This window comes from Amycolatopsis granulosa (genome assembly GCF_011758745.1).
Taxonomy (GTDB): domain Bacteria; phylum Actinomycetota; class Actinomycetes; order Mycobacteriales; family Pseudonocardiaceae; genus Amycolatopsis_E; species Amycolatopsis_E granulosa.
In genome coordinates, this window is sequence record NZ_JAANOV010000001.1 from 433629 (window position 1) to 456680 (window position 23052).

General features: G+C 72.2%; 27 protein-coding genes and 1 pseudogene. 5 read left to right on the forward strand and 23 right to left on the reverse strand.

The window, feature by feature from the left end; translation table 11 throughout:
* Positions 1-5: 5 nt before the first annotated feature.
* Both FHX45_RS02090 and FHX45_RS02095 read right to left on the reverse strand, forming a co-directional pair.
* Entirely contained in the window at positions 6-458 is a 453-nt protein-coding gene (locus FHX45_RS02090; RefSeq protein ID WP_167096338.1) for an Lrp/AsnC family transcriptional regulator, read from the reverse strand.
* Positions 455-1597: a M24 family metallopeptidase gene (locus FHX45_RS02095; protein ID WP_167096339.1), complete on the reverse strand. Its 1143-nt coding sequence runs from the start codon at positions 1595-1597 to the stop codon at positions 455-457. Before FHX45_RS02095 ends, FHX45_RS02090 begins: the two co-directional genes overlap by 4 nt.
* 53 nt (positions 1598-1650) lie before the next feature.
* Between FHX45_RS02095 and FHX45_RS02100 the strand changes: the two genes are divergently transcribed.
* Positions 1651-2586 carry a 5'-3' exonuclease H3TH domain-containing protein gene (locus FHX45_RS02100; protein WP_167096340.1) on the forward strand — a complete coding sequence of 312 codons (936 nt, stop codon included), beginning with the start codon at positions 1651-1653 and terminating at the stop codon, positions 2584-2586.
* Here FHX45_RS02100 and FHX45_RS02105 read toward each other — a convergent pair whose 3' ends face one another.
* The 3 genes from FHX45_RS02105 to FHX45_RS02115 are packed head-to-tail and all read right to left on the reverse strand — an operon-like array spanning position 2587 to position 4321.
* Positions 2587-3225 carry a GOLPH3/VPS74 family protein gene (locus FHX45_RS02105; protein WP_167096341.1) on the reverse strand — a complete coding sequence of 213 codons (639 nt, stop codon included), beginning with the start codon at positions 3223-3225 and terminating at the stop codon, positions 2587-2589.
* Entirely contained in the window at positions 3212-3427 is a 216-nt protein-coding gene (locus FHX45_RS02110) for a type II toxin-antitoxin system antitoxin (protein WP_167096342.1), read from the reverse strand. Before FHX45_RS02110 ends, FHX45_RS02105 begins: the two co-directional genes overlap by 14 nt.
* A complete protein-coding gene (locus FHX45_RS02115; RefSeq protein ID WP_341771310.1) occupies positions 3428-4321 on the reverse strand; it encodes an SPFH domain-containing protein in 894 nt (297 codons plus the stop codon).
* Between the two features lie 83 nt (positions 4322-4404).
* Between FHX45_RS02115 and FHX45_RS02120 the strand changes: the two genes are divergently transcribed.
* Both FHX45_RS02120 and FHX45_RS02125 read left to right on the forward strand, forming a co-directional pair.
* Complete coding sequence (locus FHX45_RS02120) at positions 4405-5316, forward strand: ATP-binding cassette domain-containing protein (RefSeq protein WP_167096343.1); 912 nt, start codon at positions 4405-4407, stop codon at positions 5314-5316.
* The gene (locus tag FHX45_RS02125; protein ID WP_167096344.1) at positions 5313-6521 is read left to right on the forward strand and encodes an ABC transporter permease; all 1209 of its coding nucleotides are present in this window, start codon (positions 5313-5315) and stop codon (positions 6519-6521) included. Before FHX45_RS02120 ends, FHX45_RS02125 begins: the two co-directional genes overlap by 4 nt.
* 38 nt (positions 6522-6559) lie before the next feature.
* Here FHX45_RS02125 and FHX45_RS02130 read toward each other — a convergent pair whose 3' ends face one another.
* The gene (locus FHX45_RS02130) at positions 6560-7096 is read right to left on the reverse strand and encodes a hypothetical protein (protein ID WP_167095797.1); all 537 of its coding nucleotides are present in this window, start codon (positions 7094-7096) and stop codon (positions 6560-6562) included.
* A gap of 146 nt (positions 7097-7242) precedes the next feature.
* Between FHX45_RS02130 and FHX45_RS27700 the strand changes: the two genes are divergently transcribed.
* Positions 7243-7464, forward strand: a complete 222-nt coding sequence (locus FHX45_RS27700) for a hypothetical protein (RefSeq protein ID WP_208405771.1) — start codon at positions 7243-7245, stop codon at positions 7462-7464.
* A 55-nt stretch (positions 7465-7519) separates the two neighbouring features.
* Here FHX45_RS27700 and FHX45_RS02140 read toward each other — a convergent pair whose 3' ends face one another.
* The 14 genes and pseudogenes from FHX45_RS02140 to pafA all read right to left on the reverse strand — a co-directional run bounded on the left by FHX45_RS02140 (position 7520) and on the right by pafA (position 19993).
* Complete coding sequence (locus tag FHX45_RS02140; RefSeq protein ID WP_167096345.1) at positions 7520-8719, reverse strand: GNAT family N-acetyltransferase; 1200 nt, start codon at positions 8717-8719, stop codon at positions 7520-7522.
* Positions 8716-9072 carry a DUF4333 domain-containing protein gene (locus FHX45_RS02145; RefSeq protein WP_341771311.1) on the reverse strand — a complete coding sequence of 119 codons (357 nt, stop codon included), beginning with the start codon at positions 9070-9072 and terminating at the stop codon, positions 8716-8718. The genes FHX45_RS02140 and FHX45_RS02145 overlap by 4 nt, the downstream gene beginning before the upstream one ends.
* Positions 9073-9096: 24 nt before the next feature.
* Complete coding sequence (locus FHX45_RS02150) at positions 9097-10296, reverse strand: GNAT family N-acetyltransferase (protein ID WP_167096346.1); 1200 nt, start codon at positions 10294-10296, stop codon at positions 9097-9099.
* Positions 10297-10336: 40 nt separating this feature from the next.
* A complete protein-coding gene (locus FHX45_RS02155; protein ID WP_167096347.1) occupies positions 10337-10858 on the reverse strand; it encodes a DUF4333 domain-containing protein in 522 nt (173 codons plus the stop codon).
* Between the two features lie 65 nt (positions 10859-10923).
* A complete protein-coding gene (locus tag FHX45_RS02160) occupies positions 10924-13674 on the reverse strand; it encodes a DEAD/DEAH box helicase (RefSeq protein ID WP_167096348.1) in 2751 nt (916 codons plus the stop codon).
* 46 nt (positions 13675-13720) lie between these two features.
* A complete protein-coding gene (locus tag FHX45_RS28525; RefSeq protein WP_341771312.1) occupies positions 13721-13993 on the reverse strand; it encodes a hypothetical protein in 273 nt (90 codons plus the stop codon).
* A gap of 58 nt (positions 13994-14051) precedes the next feature.
* Positions 14052-14099, reverse strand: a pseudogene (locus tag FHX45_RS28530) (hypothetical protein); the annotation flags it as partial.
* Between the two features lie 142 nt (positions 14100-14241).
* Positions 14242-15186, reverse strand: coding sequence for a twin-arginine translocase subunit TatC (tatC, locus tag FHX45_RS02170; protein WP_167096349.1), 945 nt, complete (start codon positions 15184-15186; stop codon positions 14242-14244).
* Positions 15187-15203: 17 nt separating this feature from the next.
* Positions 15204-15539, reverse strand: a complete 336-nt coding sequence (gene tatA, locus FHX45_RS02175) for a Sec-independent protein translocase subunit TatA (protein WP_167096350.1) — start codon at positions 15537-15539, stop codon at positions 15204-15206.
* Positions 15539-15784 carry a bacteriophage holin gene (locus FHX45_RS02180; protein WP_167096351.1) on the reverse strand — a complete coding sequence of 82 codons (246 nt, stop codon included), beginning with the start codon at positions 15782-15784 and terminating at the stop codon, positions 15539-15541. Before FHX45_RS02180 ends, tatA begins: the two co-directional genes overlap by 1 nt.
* Positions 15785-15793: 9 nt before the next feature.
* Complete coding sequence (locus FHX45_RS02185; protein WP_167096352.1) at positions 15794-16774, reverse strand: helix-turn-helix transcriptional regulator; 981 nt, start codon at positions 16772-16774, stop codon at positions 15794-15796.
* On the reverse strand, positions 16771-17751 hold the full coding sequence (locus FHX45_RS02190; protein WP_167096353.1) for a WYL domain-containing protein: 981 nt from the start codon (positions 17749-17751) through the stop codon (positions 16771-16773). The genes FHX45_RS02185 and FHX45_RS02190 overlap by 4 nt, the downstream gene beginning before the upstream one ends.
* 110 nt (positions 17752-17861) lie before the next feature.
* Positions 17862-18638, reverse strand: coding sequence for a DUF1684 domain-containing protein (locus FHX45_RS02195; protein WP_167096354.1), 777 nt, complete (start codon positions 18636-18638; stop codon positions 17862-17864).
* Positions 18635-19993 (reverse strand): Pup--protein ligase, encoded by a 1359-nt coding sequence (pafA, locus tag FHX45_RS02200; protein WP_167096355.1) that lies wholly within the window; start codon positions 19991-19993, stop codon positions 18635-18637. The genes FHX45_RS02195 and pafA overlap by 4 nt, the downstream gene beginning before the upstream one ends.
* A gap of 181 nt (positions 19994-20174) precedes the next feature.
* Between pafA and FHX45_RS02205 the strand changes: the two genes are divergently transcribed.
* Positions 20175-20969: a pentapeptide repeat-containing protein gene (locus FHX45_RS02205; RefSeq protein WP_167096356.1), complete on the forward strand. Its 795-nt coding sequence runs from the start codon at positions 20175-20177 to the stop codon at positions 20967-20969.
* 61 nt (positions 20970-21030) lie between these two features.
* On the opposite strand, the gene prcA is transcribed toward FHX45_RS02205, so the two are convergent.
* From prcA to FHX45_RS02220, 3 genes are all read right to left on the reverse strand, one after another.
* Positions 21031-21783 (reverse strand): proteasome subunit alpha, encoded by a 753-nt coding sequence (gene prcA, locus FHX45_RS02210; protein ID WP_167096357.1) that lies wholly within the window; start codon positions 21781-21783, stop codon positions 21031-21033.
* A 56-nt stretch (positions 21784-21839) separates the two neighbouring features.
* Positions 21840-22700 carry a proteasome subunit beta gene (gene prcB / locus FHX45_RS02215; RefSeq protein WP_167096358.1) on the reverse strand — a complete coding sequence of 287 codons (861 nt, stop codon included), beginning with the start codon at positions 22698-22700 and terminating at the stop codon, positions 21840-21842.
* Between the two features lie 121 nt (positions 22701-22821).
* Entirely contained in the window at positions 22822-23016 is a 195-nt protein-coding gene (locus FHX45_RS02220) for a ubiquitin-like protein Pup (RefSeq protein WP_017982463.1), read from the reverse strand.
* Positions 23017-23052 lie beyond the last annotated feature (36 nt).

The window sequence follows — 23052 nt, forward strand, 5'->3', positions numbered from 1 at the left end:
GATTGTCACACCGTCGGTGGACGGCCTTCGAACGGGGTCGACAGCACCACCGTCGTGCGTGTCGACACCTTCGCCGCCTCCCGGATCCGGCGCAGCAGGTCCTCCAGGTCCCGCGGTGAGGCGACCCGCACCAGCAGGATGTAGGACTCGTCACCGGCCACCGAGTAGCACGACTCGATCTCCCGGATGTGCTCGATCCGCTGCGGGTAGTCGTCCGGCGCCGCCGGGTCGTTGGGCGTCAGCGAGATCAGCGCGGTCAGCGGCAGGCCGATCTGCTCGCTGTCCAGCCGCGCCACATACCCCTGGATCACGCCGCGCTGCTCCAGCCGCCGCACACGCTGGTGCACCGCCGACACCGACAACCCCACCCGCTCGGCCAGGTCGGTGAAGGAACAGCGGCCGTCGACCGCCAGCTCCCGCGCGATCGCCTGGTCCAGCTGCTCCAGCGGGCCGCTCACGAGTCGAGCACGACGAGCTCGTGCGGGCGCTGGTTGAGTGCTTCGACCCCGTCCGCGGTCACCACCACGATGTCCTCGATCCGGGCGCCCCACCGTCCCGGCTGGTAGATGCCCGGTTCGACGCTGAACGCCATGCCCGGCTCCAGCACCAGGTCGTTGCCCTCGACGATGTAGGGCTCCTCGTGCACGTCCAGGCCGATGCCGTGCCCGGTGCGGTGGATGAAGAACTCCCCGTACCCGGCGTCGGAGATGATCTCCCGCGCCACCCCGTCGATCGACTGCGCGGTGAGCCCGGGCCGCACGGCCTCGACCGCGGCCCGCTGTGCGCGCTCGAGCACCGCGTAGGTCCGCGCCACGTCGGCGTCCCGCGGCTCGCCGATCGCGTAGGTGCGCGTGGAGTCGGAGTTGTAGCCCTCCGGGAGCGGCCCGCCGATGTCGACCACGACCACATCGCCCCGCTCGATGACCCGGTCGGACACGTCGTGGTGCGGGCTGGCGCCGTTCGGGCCGGAACCGACGATGACGAAGTCGGCGTGCAGGTGCCCCTCCGCCACGATGGCGTCGGCGATGTCGGCCCCCACCTCCGCTTCGGTGCGGCCCGCGCGAAGCCACTCCCCGACCCGCGCGTGCACCCGGTCGATCGCGGCACCGGCGCGGCGCAGCGCGTCGATCTCGGCGGCGTCCTTGCGCATCCGCAGCTCGCGGAGCACCGGTCCGGCCAGGGTCTGCTCGGCGGAGCCGAGCGCGGCGCGGAAGGCCAGCACGTGCAGCGCGATCAGCCCGTCGCTGACCGCCACCCGGCCCGGCTTGCCCAGCCGGCCGGCCACCATCCGGTACGGGTCCTCCCCGTCGACCCAGGTGACCACCTCGACACCGAGCGCGTCGGTGGGCACCGCCGCGTAGCCGGGCGCCTCCAGTTTCGGCACCACGAGGGCCGGGGTGCCCTCGGCCGGCACCACGAGGGTCGTCAGCCGCTCGAAGGAACCACCGGCCGCACCGATCAGGTACCTCAGGTCCGAGCCCGGCGCGATGAGCAGCGCGTCGGTGCCGGCGGCCGCGGCGGCGGCGCGGGCGCGGTCCAGCCGTGCGCGCAGGGTGTCCGGGGCGAGGGCGGGGCTCTCGGGTGAACGGGAGGACATGGCACGCAGCGTAGCTGGCCCGCGCGCGGAACGCGTCTGGCAGGCTGTGCTCCGTGACACTTGCCCTGCTGGACTCCGCGAGCCTGTACTTCCGCTCGTTCTACGCGCTGCCCGAGTCGATGACGGCGCCGGACGGCACGCCGGTCAACGCGGTGCGCGGGTTCACCGACACGCTGGCCCGCATCGTCACCGACCGGCGCCCCGGCCGGCTCGTCGCGTGCCTGGACGCGGACTGGCGCCCGAAGTTCCGCACCGATCTGCTGCCCAGCTACAAGGCGCACCGGGTGGCCGACGCCGCGGCGAACGCCGAGGAGGTCCCGGACACCCTCACCCCGCAGGTGCCGATCATCCTGGAGCTGCTGGAGGCGTTCGGGTTCGCCACCGCGGAGGCGCCCGGGTACGAGGCCGACGACGTGATCGGCGCGCTGACCGCGCGGGAGGAGGACGACCCGGTCGAGGTGATCACCGGGGACCGGGACCTGTTCCAGCTGGTGCGCACCGAGCCGACGCCCGCATCGGTGGTCTACGTGGGCAAGGGCTGGGCGAAGGCCGAGGTCCTGGGACCGGCCGAGATCGCCGGGCGCTACGACGTGCCGGTCGCCAACGCCGGGGCGGCCTACGCCGAGATGGCGGTGCTCCGCGGCGACCCGTCGGACGGGCTGCCCGGGGTGGCCGGGATCGGCGAGAAAACCGCGGCGAAGCTGATCACCCGGTTCGGGTCGCTGGACGGCCTGCTCGCCGCCGCCGCGCAGGGCGACAAGGACGTGCCGCCGAAGACCCGGGCCAAGCTCGCCGAGGCGCGGGAGTACCTGCGGGTCGCGCCGGCCGTCGTGAAGGTGGCCGTCGACGCGCCGGTGTCGGTGTCGGGGCCGGACGAGGTGCCCGCCGCCCCGGCCGATCCCGACCGCGTCCTGCAGCTGGCCGAGCGGTGGAACCTGGGCAGTTCGGCCACCCGCCTGGTCAAGGCGCTCACCGCCGCGGCCCGCTGATCAGCCGCCCGAGGCGACGGCCGCGCGCTGCGCCTGGATGGCCTTGCGCAGCGCCGTCACCACCGGCTCCACCGGCCGGCTCAGGTCGGCCAGCCGCGCGCGGTACTGGCGCCGTTCGCTCCGGCTGAGCACCGTGCGCAGCTCGGCGGTGCCCGCCAGCGCGCACAAGGCGCCCAGCCGCGCGTCAACCCGGGACGCGGGTCCCGCGCCCCGGATGATCCGCCGGACGTCCGCCGCCAGCCGGTTGACCTCCTGCGGCCGGCGCAGCGTGATCCGGTGCGCCGGGAACAGCCCGAGCACGCGGTGCGGCTCCACCTTGATGACCTCGTCGCCGGCCAGCTGGTCGCGGACCACGGGCACCATGTGGCCGGCGTGGCGGGACACCCAGCGCCGCCACGACCGCGGCGACGTGCCGGTGATCTCCGCCAGGACGAGGTCGAGGACCGGGTCCAGCCGGGGCGCGGCCCCGGCCGGGGCCGCCTTGCCGCCGTCGTCGACGAGGTGACCGGCGAGCACCAGGTCGGCCAGTGCCGCGGCCCGCAGGGCGTAGCCCAGCTCGGACCGCGAGACCAGGCGGTTCTTGTCCGTGTCGTAGGCCAACAGGAAGAGCTGCGCGGCCAGGGAGTCAGGTCGGTGCATCGTCGTCCTCTTTCCGGGGGCGTCCCCGCGGCCGCATCCGGCCCACCTCGCGGGGTAGCCTGCCGGCGTCCGCGAGTGCCTTGCGCAGCAGGAACTCGATTTGCGCGTTCGTACTGCGCAGCTCGTCCCCGGCCCAGCGCGCCAGCGCGTCGTGCACGGCCGGGTCGAGCCGCAGCAGGATCTTCTTCCGGTCGGCCGGCATCTACTGGTACAGCGTCCCGGTGTTGACCACCGGCTGCGCGTCCCGGTCACCGACGAGGACGACGAGGAGGTTGCTCACCATCGTCGCCTTGCGTTCCTCGTCCAGATCGACGACGTCGTGCTCGGCCAGCCGGTCCAGCGCCATCTCCACCATCCCGACCGCGCCTTCGACGATGCGCTGCCGGGCGGCCACCACGGCTCCCGCCTGCTGGCGCCGCAGCATCGCCTGCGCGATCTCCGGGGCGTAGGCCAGGTGCGTGATCCGCGATTCGACGATCTTCACCCCGGCGGAGGCGACGCGGGCGGAGATCTCCGCGGACAGTTTCTCGGTGATCTCGTCGGCGTTGTCCCGCAACGACATCCGGTTGTCGTCCGGGGTGTCGTAGGGGTAGGCGTTGGCGATGTGACGGACCGCCGTCTCGCTCTGGATGCCGACGAACTCCACGAAGTCGTCCACTTCGAACACCGCCTGGGCGGTGTCGGCGACCTGCCACACGACCACGGCGGCGATCTCGATCGGGTTGCCGTCGGCCTCGTTGACCTTGGCGACACCCGTCTCGTGGTTGCGGATGCGGGTGGAGATCTTGCGCCGCTGGGTGAACGGGTTGACCCACTGCAGCCCGGCGGTGCGCAGGGTGCCGACGTAGCGGCCCAGCAACTGCACGACGCGCGCCTCCCCCGGCGCCACCGCGGTCAGCCCGCGGAGCACGAGCACTCCGGCGACCAGGGCGACGACGCCCCCGATCGTCATCCCCGCCGAGTCGCCACTGGCGACGAGCAGGATCACGCCCGCGGCCAGCAGGACCATCGCCAGCCCCAGCATCGCGAATCCGTTGACCGCGTTCGCCGGGCGTTCGCGCGTGCTCGGCGCCGGCATGTCCACGACAGTTTCCACGTCGTTCCCCTCGATTCCCTTGTTCCGATGGCCCTAGTGTAGCATTGTGATATCACATTTTCTACGAGTGGAGGGGGGACGAGGTGGCGGACAGGCAATTGGAGATCGACGGCCTGACCAAGCGGTACGGCGCGAGAACGGCGTTGTCGGACATGACGTTCGAGGTCCGCGCGGGCGAGCTGTTCGGGTTCGTGGGCAGCAACGGCGCGGGCAAGACCACGACGATGCGGATCGTGCTGGGGGTCCTGGCGGCCGACGCGGGACAGGTGCGCTGGGACGGGGCGCCGGTGACGTTGCAGACGCGCAACCACATCGGGTACATGCCCGAGGAGCGCGGCCTCTACCCGAAGATGAAGGTCGGCGAGCAGCTGGTCTACCTGGCCCGGCTGCACGGCATGCCGGCCACGGTGGCACGCCGGTCGGTCGAGACCTGGACCGAACGGCTCGGCGTGGCCGCCCGCCGCGACGACGAGGTGCAGAAGCTGAGCCTGGGCAACCAGCAGCGCGTGCAGCTGGCCGCCGCGCTGGTGCACGACCCGGCGATCCTGGTGCTCGACGAACCGTTCTCCGGGCTCGACCCGGTCGCGGTGGACGTGATGAGCCAGGTACTGCGGGAGAAGGCCGCCGAGGGCGTGCCGGTGGTGTTCTCCAGTCACCAGCTGGACCTGGTCGAGCGGTTGTGCGACCGGATCGGCATCGTGCGCGACGGGCACATGGTCGCCTGCGGCGCGGTCGAGGAGCTGCAGGCGGGGTCGGCGGTGCGGCTGCTGGTCGATGCGCCGGCGGCGCCGGCGGGCTGGGCGGACGGGCTCGCCGGGGTGACCGTCGTGCGGCAAGCGGGGGGCCGCACCGAACTGGAACTCGGCGAAGGCGCCGACGACCAGGCCGTGCTGCGCGCGGCGCTGACGACCGGCCCGGTGCACGAATTCGCGCGGCACCGCCCGTCACTGACCGAGTTGTTCCGGCACGTCGTGACCGAGGAGGTGGCGGCATGACCGCACCACGCAGGGACCACAGCGGCTGGGCCGGTGTTTCGCTGATCGCCTCGCGCGAGATCGGCATCCGGTTGCGGTCCAAGGCCTACCGGCTGAGCACGCTCGCGCTGCTGATCGTGATCATCGGGTTCACGGTCGTGATGAAGCTGATCGGCGGGAACGCCGCCGACGGCACGGTCGGTGTCACCGGGGCGACCTCGGCGCTGGCGGCGCCGATGCAGGCCGCTGCCGCCGCGGTCGGCGAGACCGTCGAGGTGAAGACCGTGCCCGACGAGGCCAGCGGCGAGGCGCAGCTGCGGGACGGCGACCTGGATGTGCTGCTGGTCGGCGACGGCACCCGCGTGCAGGCCGTGGTGAAGAAGGACCTGGACGACAAGGGCCGCACGGCGCTGGAGCTGCTCGCGAGCCGTCTCGCGCTCGACCAGCAGATCGCCGGCCTGGGCGGTGACCCGGTGCAGGTCAACGCCGCGGTCGCGCACGCGGGCGTGCAGGTGCGGCCGCTGGAGCAGCCCTACCCCTACAACTCACAGCAGCTGGTGCTGGGGATCGTCGCCGGCGTGCTCATCTACCTGTCGCTGATGCTCAACGGGCAGTCGGTGGCGCAGGGCGTGGTCGAGGAGAAGACCAGCCGGGTGGTCGAGCTGCTGCTGGCCACGGTGCGGCCGTGGCAGCTGATGACCGGCAAGGTGCTGGGCATCGGCGCGGTCGGGCTGATCCAGATGCTGGTGATCGGTGTTGTCGGCATCGTCGCGGGGCTCGCGACCGGGGTGCTGACGATCTCGGTGTCGGCCGCCGCGGGCACGGTGGTGTGGCTGATCGTGTGGTACCTGCTCGGGTTCCTGATGTACTCTATCGTGTTCGCCGGGCTCGGTGCCCTGGTGTCGCGGCAGGAGGACGTCGGTGGGGCGATCACCCCGGCGCTGTTCTTCGTCATCGCCGGGTACGTCGTGGGGATCTCGGTGCTGCCGACCGACCCGGGCAGCGGGCTGGTGGCGATCCTGTCGGTGATCCCGGTGTTCGCGCCGACGCTGATGCCGATGCGGCTGGCGATGGGCGGCGTGGCGCCGTGGGAGGCGATCCTGTCCGTCGGGCTGGTCGTGGCGCTGATCCCGGCGCTGGTGTGGTTGTCGGCGCGGATCTACCGCAACGCCGTGCTGCGCACCGGGGCGAAGGTGCGGATCCGGGAAGCGCTGCGCGCGGCCTGAGTGCGCAAGAACGGAGAAGACCGGCGTGGCCGGGACCGTTAGCGTGTGAGGTCGGCCGGCCCCGCCTGGGGGCGGGGCCGGTCTTCCGGCGCGAAACCGGCCAGGGTGCTTCGGAGCGCAGCGGCGAACGCTCCGGCCTGGAACATGAAGCCTAGGTGGTTCCCGGGAAACTCGACGCAGGGGCACCCGAGGCGTTCGGCCTGGATCCCGGCGGTGCGGGCGTAGTAGGCGTCGGCGCTGTCGCGCCCGGCGGCGGTGACCACGGGGACCCGGTGCCGGCGGCGGGTGTCGAGGTCGGGGTTGTACCTGCTGATCGGGACGTATTCGCGGGCCAGGAAGAACTCGGCGTTCGGCGGCATCTCCCCCGCGGCAACCCGGGCTTGCTGCGCTGTCGTGTCGAAGCCGACGAGTTCGGCGGCGAAGAGGCGGAACGCCGCGGCGGTGCCCTGGGGTGGTCGACCCTGATGACCGAGACCCTGGGCTACCCGAAGTACGCCGCCGGGGGATGCGACATCGGCGCGATCGTCACCAGCCAGCTCGGGCACAAGTACGCCGACGCGCTGTACGGCATCCACATCGGCTCCGGGCTACCGCTCGACTTCTTCACCGGCCCGCGCGCCTGGGACTTCGCCCGCAACCGTCCCCTCACCGACGACCAGCCCGCCGACGTCCGCGCCCGCATCATCGAGCTGGCCCCCCTGCCCACGACCGCACCCCGGTCGTGCAGGCCCCTGTCGGGCTCACGTTCGTCACGTACGGGAACCCGCCTGGCATCCGCACCGCCGACGAGCGCGTCCAGGCGTTCAAGACCGGGCCGCAGGCCCAGTGGTTCAACCACGTCAACGTCAACGCCCACGACCGCGGCGGCCACTTCATCCCGTGGGAGAACCCGGACGCCTGGGTGAACGACCTGCGCCGCACCTTCCACGGCCGCCGCCCCTGACCGGCCGTGCGCGGAGATCACGGCGGCGTTCGGGACCGCCGGGGAGGCTGAGGAGTCAGAATCCCGTGCCGCACCAGGGCGGAACCGCCGTGGCGAACAGGGCGTCGGCATGAGGCAGCGCCGCCGGGTCGGCCACGTCGATCCGCCCGATCGCGGCGAGCGTGCTGGGCCGGGCGTCGCCGAGGTAGAGCATCGCCAGTGTCTCCGGGGTGACCCGCAGGCCGGCCGCGGCCGTGGTGGTGCGCGTCCCGGGGGGTGAGAGCCGGTAGCGGCCGGTGTTGGCGGGCAGTTGCGGGTCGGTCACCTCGATCACGACCGGCTCCCCCGGTCCCCAGCTCCGGGCGGCCAGCGCCGCGGGCACGTTGACCAACCGGAGCCAGGTGTCATCGTCCACACCGTTCACCGCGCAGGCGCGGGGGTCGGCGAGCATCGCACCCACCGGCTCGTCGAGCGGCCGCCCCGGCGCACGGACTTCGGAGACGAGGTCCACCCGCAGCAGGAACCGCCAGAGACCGGCGGCCGCGGTGGTGCTCGTGGCGTGCAGGTCCTGCACGACGAGCGCGGCGCCGCGGTTGGGGTGGTCGAACGTGCGCCGGTCCTCGGTGCGGTAGAGCACGAAACCGTCGTCGCCGCGCGGTCCGGTGTGGACGGCGACATGGTGTTCGCCGATCAGGCGCTCGCGCGCATACGACCACCACACGTCAGGCCGCTCGATCATGCCGGGCCGGTTCAGGCCCATCTCCGCATACAGCCCGGGCAGCAGTTCGCGTGCCTCCGCCGTGGTGAGCAACCGGACGGTGCCGCCCGCGGGCGCATCGCCGCGGAAGGCGGCCGGCGTGATGCGCACCGTCTTGCCGCGGGTTGCGGCGCCGTAACCGAAGCGGCCGTAGATGGTCGCCTCGCTGGCGTGCAGGGTGGCCAGCACGTCACCACGACGGGCGCAGTCCGCCAGCTGGGCGGCCATCAACGCGGTCAGGACACCGCGTCGCGTGTGATCGGCCCGCACCGCCACCCCGTCCACGGCCGCGGCGGGAAGCGCTTTCCCGCCGGGCACGGCGAGACGGGTGGCGAAGGAGCCCGCGACACCCACCACCTGCTCACCGGTGAACGCGCCGAACCGGCGCTCGGCCGGGAAGGACGCTGCCCGGCGCCGCCACAACTCGTCGGTGACGGTGGCGTGCAGGGCACGGCCGAGCACCTCGAACGCCGCCCGCTCCTCCCCGGCCGCCAGCGCCCGGATCTCGTAGCCGTTCACGGCTTCGGCTGGGAGACCTCGTAGCCGCCGGCCGCGTCACGCACCGTGATCGTCACCTTCTCCTCCTTCCCGGCGATGTCCACGGTGCACTCGAAGGTGCGGCCGGCGACGACGTCCTGGTCCGCCGGGCAGGACACGTCGCCGACCTCGGTGACGAGGTAGGACTCGGTGAGCACGCGCCGCACCCCGTCCTGCACGCGGGCCGGGTCGAACACCCGCCGAACCGGGGTCAGCGGCGGCGGGGACGACGTCACGACCGCGGGGGCCGGAGTCGACGGTGCGGGGGCAGGCGGCGCGCTGTGGCATCCGGTCAGCGCCAGGGCGGCGCTGACGAGCATCAGCGTGATCCGCACCGACCACCCCCCGGGACAGGCTTCTCAGAAGTGTGTACCACACCACGCCGGGACCGGCGTGGTGAACAACCGGTCGGCCCGCTCCAGCCCGGACGCGCTCGTCGCCCGGATCCGCCCCGCCCCCGCCAGCAGGGACGGCCGCCACGTGCCGAGGTAGATCATGGCCAGCGCGTCCACACCCAGCCGCAGATCGGCCGTCTCGTCGGTGCGGTGCACACCGTCGGGTGAAACCCGGTAGCGCCCGGAGTTGGCCGCCAGCACCGGGTCGGCCACCTCCAGCACGACCGGCTCACCCGTGTACTCGCGCGCACCCAGCGCCGCGGGCACGTCGACCAGCCGCAGCCACAGCTCGTCCCCGCCGCCGGTGTCGCGCACCGCGCGGATATCGGTGAACAGCAGCTCGACCGGCTCGTCCACCGGGCGCTCGCCGGCCCGGATGGTGTCCACGAGGTCCACACCGAGCAGGTAGCGCCACAACCCGGTGAACGCCTCGTCCGTGGCGGTCTGCAGGCTGATGACCTCCAGCGTGGCCGGCTCGGTCCAGTGCTTGCGTTCCACCGAGTAGATGAGATACCCGTCGAGGCCCTCGCTGCCGTGGTGCACGACCGTCACGACCGGGCTCGTCGCCTCGCGGGCGTGCCGTTCCCAGCCCGGCCACCAGTACGGTGGCCGGGTCATCATGGCAGGGCGGGGGTGCGGCAGCGCGTCGTACAGCGCGGGCAGCCGCTTCAGGGCGGTGTCCAGCGACCACAGTTCCACCTGGCCGCCGGCAGGCACCTCGGGGCGGAGCACCGCGCGGCGCCGGTCGATCTCGTAGCTGCGGCTGCGCGTGGCCACGCCATAGCCGAAGCGGTGGTAGATGACCCCTTCGGTCGCCCGCAGCGCGGCCAACGGCAGGCCGCGGGCCGCGATGTCGGTGAGCTGGGTGCGCATGAGTTCGGTGAGGACACCCCGCCGGGTCCGGTCCGGCCGGACCCCGACCCCGGTCACTGCCGCGAGGCCCGCGCGGGCACCACCGGGCAGGGTCATCTCCGCGTCGAAGGAGCGGGCGGTGCCGATGAGTTCGGTGTCGAACGCGCCGAGCGTGCGGCCGGGCTGGAGCATCCGTTCCGTGATCCGCCAGGAGTCGTCCGTGGTGGGGACGCCGTGGAGGGTGGCCCGGAACAGGTCGGCAGCGGCGCGGTGCTCGTCGGGTCGCAACGTCCGCACGGTGTAGTCGCTCACCCCGCGATCGTCGCGGACCCGGCGGCGGCGCGCCAGCCAATTACCGGGGGTAGGCGACCTCGTAGTCGGCGGCGGTGTTCTTGATGGTGATCTGCACGGTCTTGCCCTGGCCGTTGATCACCGCCGCGCAGGTGAACGTGGCGCCCGTGGTCACCTTCTGGCCGGCCGGGCACTGCACGTCGCTGACACCGGTGAGCTGGTAGTTGCCGGTCAGGACCTGCTTGACGCCGTCCTGCACGGCCGTCTGGCTGAGCTCGGTGGTCTTGAGGAAACCGGGCGCGACGAACGCGGTGACGCAGAACGCGGCGACCACGACGACCAGCGCGCCGAGCCCGACGGCCAGGCCCTTACCGCGCTTCTTCGGCGGCTGCTGCGGCCGACCGTAGGCGCCCGGGTGCTGCGGCTGCCCCGGGTACTGCTGGCCGTACTGCGGCTGACCGTATCCGGGCTGCCCGCCGTACTGCGGCTGCTGCGCGTACTGGGGTGGGTGACCGGGTTGCTGCCCGTACCCGGGCTGCTGGTTCCACTGCTGGGGGTCGGTGCCGCCGTAGGGCGTGCTCATGCTCCTGGGCCTCCGCTGTTCGTCCTCGCTCAGCGCGATCCAACCACAACGCTGCGTGCGGCGCGCTACTCGGCACCGGCCGCCACGACCCCGCGGCGCAGCGCCTTGACCGCCTGGGCGGCGGCGTCCCCGACCGGGTCGGCCCGCCCGAGCACGGTCTTGATCTGGTCGAGCAGGTCGACCACCTGCCGCGACCAGCGCACGAAGTCCCCGGCGGACAGTTCCTGGCTGTTGGCCTCGGCCGCGGTGAGCACCTTCTCCAGTGATTCGCCGCGCGCCCACCGGTACACCGGCCAGGCGAACCCGGCGTCGGGCTCCCGGGTCCGGTCCAGGCGGTGGCGGCGCTCGTCCTCGGCGAGGTCGGTCCAGATCTTGGCGGTCTCCTGCCACGCCCGGGGCACGCCGCCGGCGGGCAGGCGCGGCTCCCCGGGCGAGTCCCGCCGCGCCTCGAACACCAGCGTCGACACGACCGCCGCCAGTTCGGGCGGTGTCAGCCCCTCCCACACACCGTGCCGGATGCACTCGGCCGCGAGCAGGTCCGACTCGCTGTAGAGGCGGGCCAGCCGCTCGCCGTGCTCGGTGACGCGGTCCTCGTGCTCGGCGAGGTACCCGCGTTCCGCCAGCAGCGCCCGGATCCGGTCGAAGGCGCGCGCCAGCGAGTGGGTGGTCGCGGCGACACGGCGTTCCAGCTGCTCGGTCTCCGCCGCGAGCCGGTGGTAGCGCTCGACCCAGCGGATGTTGGCCTCCCGCTCGGCCAGCCCGTGGCACGGGTGCGCACGCAGGGCACGGCGCAACGCGGCCAGCTCACCGTCCTCCCCGGCACCGGACCGGCGCTTCTGCCGACCGGGCAACGCGATCCCGGAATCGCGCAGGTGGGAGGCGATGTCGCGGCGCGTCTTCGGCGACCGCAGCTCGACGTGCTTGGGCAGCCTGATCCGGCCGAGCGGTTCCACCGGCGCGGAGAAGTCCGACAGCGACAGCGGGCCGGACCAGCGGTCCTCGGTCACCACCACCGGACGCGGCTCACGCACCGGGTCCAGACCCGGGTCGATCACCACCGCGAGCCCGGCGCGCCGGCCGGCGGGCACGGCGATGACGTCACCGCGGCGCAGCTTCTCCAGGGAGGCGGCGGTGTCGGCGCGGCGCGCGGCGGTGTTCTGCCGGGCCAGGGCCTTCTCCCGGTCGGAGATCTTCTTCCGCAGCTGGACGTAGTCGAGCATCGCGTCGAAGTCGCCGGTCACCGCCTCGGCGTAACCCTTGAGCGCCTCGCGGTTCTTCTCGATGCGCCGCGACAGGCCGACCACCGAGCGGTCGGCCTGGAACTGGGCGAAGGACTGCTCCAGCAGCTCGCGGGCCTGCTCGTGGCCGAGCTGGGCGACCAGGTTGATCGCCATGTTGTAGCCGGGCCGGAACGACGACCGCAGCGGGTAGGTCCGGGTCGAGGCCAGGCCGGCGACGGCCTTGGGATCCATGCCCGGCTGCCACACCACCACCGCGTGGCCCTCGACGTCGATTCCGCGGCGCCCCGCCCGGCCGGTCAGCTGCGTGTACTCGCCCGGGGTGAGGTCGACGTGCGCCTCGCCGTTGTACTTGACCAGCCGTTCCAGGACGACGGTGCGCGCGGGCATGTTGATGCCCAGGGCGAGGGTCTCGGTGGCGAACACGACCTTGACCAGCCCGCGCACGAACAGTTCCTCGACGGTCTCCTTGAACGCGGGCAGCAGCCCGGCGTGGTGCCCGGCGACGCCGTTCTCCAGCGCCTCGCGCCACTCCCAGTAACCGAGCACACCCAGGTCGCCCTCGGGCAGGTCCTTGGTGCGCGTGTCCACGATGCGGCGCACCTCCGCGGCCTCTTCCGGGGTGTTCAGCCGCAGCCCCGAGCGGGTCACCTGGCTCACGGCGGCGTCACAACCGGCGCGGGAGAAGATGAACACGATCGCCGGGAGCAGGCCCGCCGCATCCAGGCGGGTGATCAGGTCCACCCGCGACGGCGGGCGGAACCGCGGGCCGCGCGAGTACTGGCGGCCGCCCCGCCCGCGGCGCAGCGCGGCCGGCGCGTGCATGCGCCCGACCTCCTCGACGCGCCGGAGCAGCCCGGGGTTGATGCGCAGTTCACCGTGCGAGCCGTCGTCGGCGAACAGGTCGAGCAGCCGGTTGCCGACCACCATGTGCTGCCACAGCGGCACCGGCCGGTGCTCGTCGACCACCACCGTGGTGTCCCCGCGCACCGTGACCAGCCATTCGCCGAACTCCTCGGCGTTGCTGACCGTCGCGGACAGGCCGACCACGCGCACGTACTCCGGCAGGTGCAGGATGACCTCCTCCCACACCGCGCCACGGAACCGGTCGGCGAGGTAGTGGATCTCGTCCATCACCACGTAGCCGAGGTCGGTGATGGCCGAGGAGCCCGCGTAGAGCATGTTGCGCAGGACCTCGGTGGTCATCACGACGATCTGCGCGTTGCCGTTGATCGCGGTGTCACCGGTGAGCAGCCCGACCGCGTCGTTGCCGTACCGGGCGACCAGGTCGCCGTACTTCTGGTTGGACAGCGCCTTGATCGGCGTCGTGTAGAAGCACTTGCGCCCCTCGGCGAGGGCGAGGTGGACCGCGAACTCGCCGACCACGGTCTTGCCCGCACCGGTGGGCGCGCACACGAGTACGCCGTGGCCGTCCTCCAGCGCGCGGCAGCCGCGGATCTGGAAGTCGTCGAACCCGAAGTCCGCCTCGTCGGCGAAGCGGGTCAGCTGGGGGTACTGGGCGCGGCGCTTGGCGGCCTGGTAGGCCTCGGCCGGCGACACGGAAGGGCGAGCAGCCACCCTGCCAGGGTGTCACATGCGGTGTCCGGGCCGCAGGCGGCGGGTATCAGCCCAGCACCGCCAGCGCGTCGCGCTCGCAGCGCACCGTGACCGGACCGGCGGCGAGCATCCCGCGGCCGGCGCACAACGGCCAGCCGCCGGCCTCGATCCGGGCCTCCCGCGCAAGCAGCGTCCGCACCGCCGGGTGGCGCAGGGGCTTGCCCTGCCGCAGGCCGGTGCGGGCGTTGACGGCGGCGTCGAAGCCGGTGCACCGCACAGTCGCGCACCAGGTGCCGCCCACGCGGCCCAGGTCCACGGTGCGATGCCACTGCTCCCGCACGGCGGCCGACCATCGCGTCGGCCGCCCTGACCGGACTGAGCGGACTGAGCGGAACCCCGAGACCGCGGGCCAGCTCGTTGCCGGTGCCGGCCGGAACCAGCCCCAGCGGCGTACCGGTGGCGGCGCAGAACTACACGGTGTGGTGCACCGCCCCGTCCCCGCGAGCACGACGAGCGCGTCGAGGTCCCCGGTCAGCGCCGGCCGGGGTGGACGGCCGGGGCCGCACGGACCCATCGAGCGCCGGCCGGCTAGGTCACATCCTCGGTCCTGGGCTTGGCCGGCGTGTCGTCATCGATGGTGGCCGGGGTGTAGTCGAACGGGGCGGGCTGGTCGTCGGGCAGGTGCGCCCACTCCGAGCTCTCCCTCTCGCGGTACTTGCGCGCGTCGTGGACGCGTGCGATCTGGATCGCGAGTTCGGCGAGCACGGTCAGCGCGCCGGCCAGGGCGATCATCGAGAACGGGTCGGAGCCGGGGGTGGCGAACGCCGCGAACACGAACACCAGGAAGATCAGCCCGCGACGCCACTTCTTCAGCTGGGCGTACTTGACCACGCCGACGAAGTTCAGCATCACCAGCACCAGCGGCAGCTCGAAGCTGACCCCGAAGATGATCAGCAGCGACAGGACGAACGAGATGTACTTGTCGCCGGTCAGGCCGGTGATGAAGAAGTCACTGCCGAAGCCCATCAGCAGCTGCAGTGCGTGCGGGATGATCAGGTAGGCCACCACCGCGCCACCGGCGAACAGCACGCTCGCGCAGCCGACGAACGTCAGCGCGTACTTGCGTTCCTTGCTGTACAGGCCCGGCGCGATGAACGCCCAGAACTGGTACAGCCACAGCGGGGAGGTCAGCACGGCGCCCGCGGCCAGGCCGACCTTCAGCTGGATCATGAACGCTTCGAACGGCACGGTCTGCAGCAGTCGGCAGCCTTCGCCGCTGCCCAGCCGCCGGTCGGGCGGGATGGCGCAGTACGGGTCGTTGACGATGTCGCCCAGCGACGGCACCGGCCCCATCCGGGTGTTGAACCAGATGAAACCGAAGATCCCCCCGGCGACCACGGCGAGCAGTGCCCAGCCGAGCCGGCGCCGGAACTCGTAGATGTGCTCGATGAGCGTCATCGTGCCGTCGGGGTTGAGCCGGCGGCTGCGCTTGCGCCGCCGGTCCCTCCGGCTCGGGGAGGCGGAGTCCGCCACGACAGGCTCCGTCCTCGTCAGCTGGCGTGCTTGTGCGCCTGGTCGGCCTTCTCCGCCGCCTGCTGCCGCTTCAGTTCGTCGAGCTGCCGCTGCAGCTGCGCGACCTGGTCGTCGGCCGGGCCCGCCGTGGACCCAGTGGACGCCGTGGCGGTCGTCCCCTCGGAGGTCGTGATCTGCTTCGTGTCGGGCTCGGTGGCCGTGCCGTCCTCACGGAGGTCCTTGGTCTCGGCCTTGAAGATCTTCATGGACTTGCCGATGGACCGCGCGGCGTCCGGCAGGCGCTTCGCGCCGAACAGCAGGACCACGAGGAGCACCAGAATGATCAAGTGCCACGGCTGCAACCCGTTCAGCATCAGTGGCCTCCTTCCTTGCTTGTGACCAATGCTACTTGCTCGGGGGTGGGACGCCGCCGCTGCTCGATCGCGACGCGCAGACCGGCCGACCGGGCCTTCAGCAGCCCGGTGCGGTCGGTGATGTTCACCGTCACCATGCTCGATGCCCGCCGGAACCGGCGCAAGACCCGGACTGTCCGGATCAGGACAACAATGAGCGCGAGCACACCCGCGGCGGCGAGCAGAACACTCGGCAGGTACGACACGGCGTCACCCTACTGGCCCAAGGTGACCGGCAGGTGACGTGCCCTTTCCAGCGCGGCGGCGGCCCGGCTGCGCACCGCCGCCGCGAGCCCGGGCGGGCTCTCCACCCGCGCATCGCCGCCCAGACCCAGCACCAGTCGCACCATCCAGGACTCGTCGCCGTAGCGCATCCGCACCCGCAGCCGCCCTCCGTCGAGCTCGCCCAGCTCCTCGCACGGGTAGTACTCGGCCACCCACCGGGCGTCCGGTTCGAGCACCAGCTGCGCCTCCGCCTGACCGGGCCGCGCCCGGAACACCCCGTCGGAGATGTCCGTGGGCCGCGCGGCCGACGGCGGCGCGGCCCGCTCGTCGAGCACGTCGACCTCGTCGATGCGGTCCAGCCGGAACAGCCGCACCCCCTCGGCGCGCCGGCACCAGGCCTCCAGGTACCCGACCGCCTGCACGATCAACAGCCGCATCGGGTCGACCGTGCGCTCGGTGATCTGGTCCCGCGACGCCGTGTAGTAGCGGATCCGCAGCGCCCGGCCGGCCCGCAGGGCGTGCTGCACCACCCCCCGGGTGGCCGCCGTCTTCTCACCCTCCCGCAGCGCCCGGCCGACCACGACCCCGGACGGCTGCGCCTGACCCGCCGCTGCCTCGATCTTCGCGATGGCGCGGTGCACCGCGTCGGTGTCGACCACGCCGGGGGTCTCGGCCACCGCGCGCAACGCGACCAGCAGCGCGGTCGCCTCACCGCCGGTGAGCCGCAGCGGCCGGTTCATGCCCGCATCGAAGGTGACGGTGACCGTGTCACCCTCGAAGGACAGGTCGATCAGATCACCCGGACCGTACCCGGGCAGACCGCACATCCACAGCAGCTCCAGGTCGCGGCGCAACTGCCGCGCGCTCACCCCGAAGTCGCGGGCCGCGTCCTCGATGCGGATACCCGGCCGGGCCAGCAGGTACGGCACGAGCGCGAGCAGCCGGGGCATCCGGTCGGTCGACCCGCTCATCGCCGCACCTCGTGGTGCAGGATCGACTCCAGCCGCCCGCGGACCGCCTTGGCCAGCACGTCCGGCTCCAGCACCAGCACGTCGGGCCCGTGCCCGGCGATCCAGTCCGCCGCGCTCTCCGGGAAGTACAGGTCGATCTCGGCCAGATCGCCCGGCACCCCGTCCACCGTCATCCGGCCGGTGAGGCGCGCCCGGCGCCGCACCCCCGCCGCGCGCTGGTCGGCGATCCACAACTTCGCGGTGGTCACCGGCGACGGTTCCGGCTCGCCGGTGCCGGCGATCAGCTCCAGCAGGTTCACGTTCTCCGGTCGCTGCACCTCACCCGGCCTGCCCACCGTGCGCACGTCACCGACGATTCGCGACAGCCGGAAACACCGCGGCGCCGCACGATCCCGGTCGTGCCCCACCACATACCACCGCGCCCGCCAGGACACCACACCCCACGGCTCCAGGGTGCGGATCAGCCGCTCCGCCGACCCCGACCGCCGGTAGGAGAACTGCACCGCCTGATGCGCCTGCACCGCGGCGACCAGCGGGGTGAAGGCCGGCTCGGCCCGCACCCGCGACTCCACCACCGGCGGTTCGCTGTGGTCCACCTCGACCCCGGCCGCACGCAGCTTCACCAGCGCACCCTGGGCCTGCCCGGTCATCTCCGGCGAGTCCCACAGCCGCACCGCGAGCCCCACGGCCGCGGCCTCGTCGGGCGCCAGCTCGATCTCCCCCAGCTCGTAGTCGCGGCGCGCGATGCGATAACCCTCCGCCGGGTCGAACGCCGAGTTGCGGCCGGTCTCCAGCGGAATGCCCAGTTCGCGCAGCTCGGTCTTGTCCCGCTCGAACATGCGGGAGAACGCCTCGTCACTGGCCGCGTCGGCGTACCCGGGCACGATCCCGCGGATCCGGTCAGCGGTCAGGTACTGCCGGGTCGACAGCAGAGCGAGCACCAGGTTGACCAGGCGCTCGGCGCGGGCGGTGGACACCCGACAACAGTAACTCGCACTGATGATCGAGTCCGCGCGGTCCGCCCCCGGCGCGCCAGGATCTTCACGAGATACCCACCCGTGCCGCGCCGAGCCGCGAAATCATCCGCTCAGCGGCGTTCCCACGGGATCTGCTCGCCCGCCTCCACGGCGAACGGCAACCGGTTCTCCGCCGGCGGCAGCGGGCAGGTCGCCAGGTCGATGAACGCGCACGGCAGGTTCACCGCCCGGTTGAAGTCCAGCTCCACCCGGCCCCCCGCGTCCGGCGCCGCGACCGACAGGCTGCGGTTCGCCGCATACGTCGTCACCCCGGACGTCGCGTCGGTGAACAGCACCGAGAAAGCCGCCGCCCCCTTGCCGTTGAACGCGGTCAGCGCGAACTCCTCGCCCGCACGGGTGAACCGCAGCACCCCCGGTGACGAATACACGTGCGACAGTCCCTCCACCACCGCCCCGACCGTCACCGCACGCGGCTCGTCGAACGGCTCGAACCGCCCGGGCAGCACCCACGCCGGATCCGGTTCGTAGGCCGGCACCCCGCGGAACGCCGCCCGCACCGGGGCCGCCGGATCCCGCAATCGCACCAGGTACCCGCCGCGTCGCGCCACCTCCACGACCCGGTCACCGGCCTTGACCATCTCACCGGGACCGCTCTCGGCCAGCTCGAACCGCGCCGTGCCGGCCACCTCGAGCTCGTCGTCCGGGCCGGCCGACACCACCGCGGCGGCGCCCTCCTCGTGCCAGGTGCCGGGGATGCCCTCGAACCGCTGCGGCTCCGGCGTCAGCCAATGCCGCGCCGTGATGCTCAACCAGCCGTGCGGCTCTGCGAGCACCCGCTCCCGTTCGGCGTGCCACTCCCGCCACGCCGCCGCGAACCCGCCACTCACAGCGAGCTGATCAGCCGGTCGACGCGCTCGTCCACCGCGCGGAACGGGTCCTTGCACAACACGGTCCGCTGCGCCTGGTCGTTCAGCTTCAGGTGCACCCAGTCGACCGTGAAGTCACGCCCCGCGGCCTGCGCCGCCGCGATGAAATCGCCCCGCAGCTTCGCGCGCGTGGTCTGGGGCGGAGTGTCCTTGGCCAGCTCGATCTCCCCGTCGTCGGTGATCCGCCGCACCAGCCCCTTGCGCTGCAGCAGGTCGAACAGGCCGCGCCCCCGCCGGATGTCGTGGTAGGCCAGGTCCAGCTGCGCCACCCGCGGGCTGGACAGGTCCAGGTTGTGCTTGGCCCGGTACCGCTCCACCAGCCGGTGCTTGATCGCCCAGTCGATCTCGGTGTCGATCTTGCCGAAGTCCTGCTGCTCCACCGCGTCCAGCGCGCGGCCCCACAACTCGACGACCCGCCGCGCGGTCGGGCCGGAATCGTTGGCCTGCACGTGCTGGACGGCACGGCCGTAGTACTCGCGCTGGATGTCCAGAGCCGAGGCCTCCCGCCCGCCGGCCAGCCGCACCGGGCGCCGCCCGGTCAGGTCGTGGCTGATCTCCCGGATCGCCCGGATCGGGTTGTCCAGCGTGAAGTCCCGGAACTGGACACCCTGCTCGATCATCTCGAGAACCAGGTTCGCCGTCCCGATCTTCAGCAGGGTCGTCGGCTCGGCCATGTTCGAGTCACCCACGATGACGTGCAGCCGGCGGTACCGCTCGGCATCGGCGTGCGGCTCGTCCCGGGTGTTGATGATCGGCCGCGACCGCGTGGTGGCGCTGGACACGCCCTCCCAGATGTGCTCGGCCCGCTGCGACAGGCAGTACACCGCGCCCCGCGGCGTCTGCAGCACCTTGCCCGCGCCGCAGATCAGCTGGCGGGTCACCAGGAACGGCAGCAGCACGTCCGCGATCCGGGAGAACTCGCCCGCACGCGTCACCAGGTAGTTCTCGTGGCACCCGTAGGAGTTGCCCGCCGAGTCGGTGTTGTTCTTGAACAGGAAGATGTCGCCGCCGATACCCTCGTCGGCCAGCCGCCGTTCCGCATCGACCAGCAGGTCCTCGAGGATCCGCTCACCGGCCTTGTCGTGCGTGACGAGCTGCACCAGGTCGTCACACTCAGCGGTCGCGTACTCGGGGTGCGACCCCACGTCGAGGTAGAGCCGGGAGCCGTTGGACAGGAAGACGTTGGACGAGCGCCCCCACGACACGACCCGCCGGAACAGGTAGCGCGCCACCTCATCGGGCGAGAGCCGGCGCTGCCCGTGGAACGTGCAGGTGACGCCGAACTCGGTCTCGATGCCAAAAATCCGCCGCTGCATCTCTCAATGCTAGGCGCTTTTGGCCCGCCAGCGGTGCGCCGTTCGGGCGGCGACACGCCGCGTGATCGTCGCATCCCGTGCCCGATCGCCGCGGGCAACGCCGTCACCTGGGGTTTCCCACCACCTCGCCGGAACCACCCGATAGAGTCGGATGGGACTGCGACAGGGGTGATCCGAAACCGTGACCGGCGACGAGCTGCGAGCCGACTGCTCCCGCTGCGTCGGCCTGTGCTGCGTCGCGCTGCCGTTCGCCGCCTCCGCCGACTTCGCCGTCGACAAGCCCGCGGGCACCCCCTGCACCAACCTGCTCGCCGACTTCCGCTGCGGCATCCACTCCCGCCTGCGCGCGGAGGGGTTCGCCGGCTGCACTGTCTTCGACTGCTTCGGCGCCGGTCAGCGCCTCTCCCAGGACACCTTCGGCGGCCGCGACTGGCGCCAGTCGCCCGAGCTGCGGCAGCCGATGTTCGACGCCTTCCCGGTGATGCGGCAGCTGCACGAACTGCTGTACTACCTCACCGAGGCACTCCGGCTGCCCGCCGCGCGCCCCATCCACGACGCGCTGCGCGCCGCACTGGACGAGACCGACCAGCTGGCCCGCGGCGGACCGGCGGACCTGGCCGCGCTCGACGTGACCGCGCACCGCGACCGGGTGAACAGCCTGTTGCTGCAGGCGAGCGAGCTGACCAGGGGCACGCGCGGGAAGAACCACCGCGGAGCCGACCTCATCGGTGCGAAACTGCGCGGAGCCGACCTCCGGGACGCCAACCTGCGCGGCGCGTACCTGATCGGGGCCGACCTGCGCCGCGCCGACCTGCGCCAGGCCGACCTGATCGGCGCCGACCTCCGCGGCGCGAACCTGGCAGGCGCCGACCTGACGGCCGGCCTGTTCCTCACCCAGGCCCAGGTCAACGCCGCCCGCGGCGACGTCACAACCCGCCTGCCCGAGGCGCTCACGCACCCCGCGCACTGGAGCTGATCGGGAGCCGGACGCGACAAGGCCCCCGGAACCGCAGTCCCGAGGGCCTTCCCGAGCAGTGTCAGCTCGCCGGCGGCGTCTCGTCGTTCTCCGGCGTCTCCGGCTTCGCATCACCGGCATCCGCGGGCTGCTCGGGCAGCAGCGCGTCCAACGCCGCGCCCTGGATCCGGCGGAACTTCCGGCCCGGCCGATCCCGGTCCAGCACCGCCACCTCCAACTTCAGCGGCGCGCTGTCCCCGTTGTTGCTCACCGCCCGCAGCGCGTCCAGCGCGACCTTCAGCGCGTCCCGCAGCTCCAGGCCGTCGGAGTAGATCTCCTTGAGCTTGTTCGCCACCGGCTCGGTCTGCCCACCGGTCACGACGTACCTCGGCTCGTCGAAGATCGACCCGTCGTAGGTCAGCCGGAACAGCTGGTCCTCCTCCGGCGTCGACCCCACCTCGGCCACGCACAGCTCCACCTCGTACGGCTTGAGCTGCTCGGTGAAGATACTGCCCAGCGTCGCCGCGTAGGCGTTCGCCAGGGCACGCGCCGTCACGTCACGGCGGTCGTACTGGTAGCCCTTCAGATCCGCGTGCCGGATACCCGCCACCCGCAGGTTCTCGTACTCGCTGTAGCGGCCGACCGCCGCGAACCCAATCCGGTCGTAGATCTCGGAGATCTTGTGCAGCGTGGTCGACGGGTTCTCCGCCACGAAAAGCACACCGCTGCGGTACTTCAGCACGACCACACTCCGGCCGCGCGCGATGCCCTTGCGCGCGAGCTCCGAGCGCTCGCGCATCAACTGCTCGGGAGAGGCGTACAGCGGCAGCGTCACGGTCAGGCTCCAAAGGTGTTCGAAGGAAGGGGGACTTCGGCGTCAGGCGCCCGCGGTCAGGTCCGGCCGCGCGTGGCCTGCTCGGCCCGGCCCTCGACGACCGCCTCCGCCACCGCGGCGGACTGCTCGTCCGGCAGCCGCACCGAGCCGCGCTCGGCGGTGATCGTCACCAGCGTCGGGAAGATCCGGCGCACCAGGTCCGGCCCGCCCGTCGCGCTGTCGTCGTCGGCCGCGTCGTACAGCGCCTCGATCGCGGTGCGCACCGCGGTCTCCTCGTCGGCGTCCGGGTCGTACAGCTTCTTCAGCGACGACTTCGCGAACAACGACCCCGACCCGATCGCGTGGTAACCCGCACGCTCCTCGTACCGGCCGCCGGTCACGTCGTAGGACACGATCCGCCCGGCCCGCTTCGGGTCGTCGGCCTCGATGTCGTAACCGACGAACAACGGCAGCGCCGCCAGGCCCGCCATCGCCACGTCCAGGTTGCCCTTCACCATCGTGGCGAGCTTGTTCGTCTTGCCGTCCAGCGACAGCGGAACGCCCTCGATCTTCTCGTAGTGCGCCAGCTCCACCGCGTAGAGCCGCACCAGCTCCAGCGCGATACCGGCGCTGCCCGCGATGCCCACCGCGGAGTAGGCATCGGTGACGTGCACCTTGTCCATGTCGCGGGAGGCGATCAGGTTGCCCGAGGTGGCCCGGCGGTCACCGGCGATCAGCACACCACCGGCGAACGACACGGCCACGATCGTGGTGCCGTGCGGGGCATCCAGCTCGCCCGCCCCGGAGTTCGGCAGCTGCCGGCGACCCGGCAGCAGGTCAGGCGCCTGCATGCGGAGGAACTCGGCGAACGACGACGTCGTGCTCGAGAAGAAGGCAGCGGGCAGCGCGGAGCCCGTGGGGCCCGAGGTGTGTTCCATACGTGCTCGTGGTTCCCATCGACGAAGTGTGGTGCTCCCGCGGGCCGGAAACCAGCGGGAACACGACAACCGGCACTACAAGCTACTCAGTGCGACCACCCTAATGGCCGCCGGTGAGCGGCTACTCGCCGCCCTTTTGCACGTAGGCGCGCACGAAGTCCTCGGCGTTCTCCTCGAGCACGTCGTCGATCTCGTCCAGGATCGTGTCGACGTCCTCACCCAGCTTCTCGCGGCGTTCCTGGCCGGCCGGGGCACCACCCTCGACCTCGTCGTCGGAGCCGCCGCCACCGTGCTTCTCGATCTTCTCCTGAGCCATCTCGCCTCCCGGTGAGTCCTGCCCCTAGCCTACCCA

Coding starts and splice junctions, on each gene's coding strand:
- FHX45_RS02095 (WP_167096339.1), bottom strand. CDS start 1,597: ATGTCCTCCCGTTCACCCGAGAGCCCCGCCCTCGCCCCGGACACCCTG.
- FHX45_RS02105 (WP_167096341.1), bottom strand. CDS start 3,225: ATGCACCGACCTGACTCCCTGGCCGCGCAGCTCTTCCTGTTGGCCTAC.
- FHX45_RS02110 (WP_167096342.1), bottom strand. CDS start 3,427: ATGCCGGCCGACCGGAAGAAGATCCTGCTGCGGCTCGACCCGGCCGTG.
- FHX45_RS02125 (WP_167096344.1), top strand. CDS start 5,313: ATGACCGCACCACGCAGGGACCACAGCGGCTGGGCCGGTGTTTCGCTG.
- FHX45_RS02155 (WP_167096347.1), bottom strand. CDS start 10,858: ATGAGCACGCCCTACGGCGGCACCGACCCCCAGCAGTGGAACCAGCAG.
- tatA (WP_167096350.1), bottom strand. CDS start 15,539: ATGCTGAACGGGTTGCAGCCGTGGCACTTGATCATTCTGGTGCTCCTC.
- FHX45_RS02185 (WP_167096352.1), bottom strand. CDS start 16,774: ATGAGCGGGTCGACCGACCGGATGCCCCGGCTGCTCGCGCTCGTGCCG.
- pafA (WP_167096355.1), bottom strand. CDS start 19,993: ATGCAGCGGCGGATTTTTGGCATCGAGACCGAGTTCGGCGTCACCTGC.
- prcB (WP_167096358.1), bottom strand. CDS start 22,700: ATGGAACACACCTCGGGCCCCACGGGCTCCGCGCTGCCCGCTGCCTTC.
- FHX45_RS02220 (WP_017982463.1), bottom strand. CDS start 23,016: ATGGCTCAGGAGAAGATCGAGAAGCACGGTGGCGGCGGCTCCGACGAC.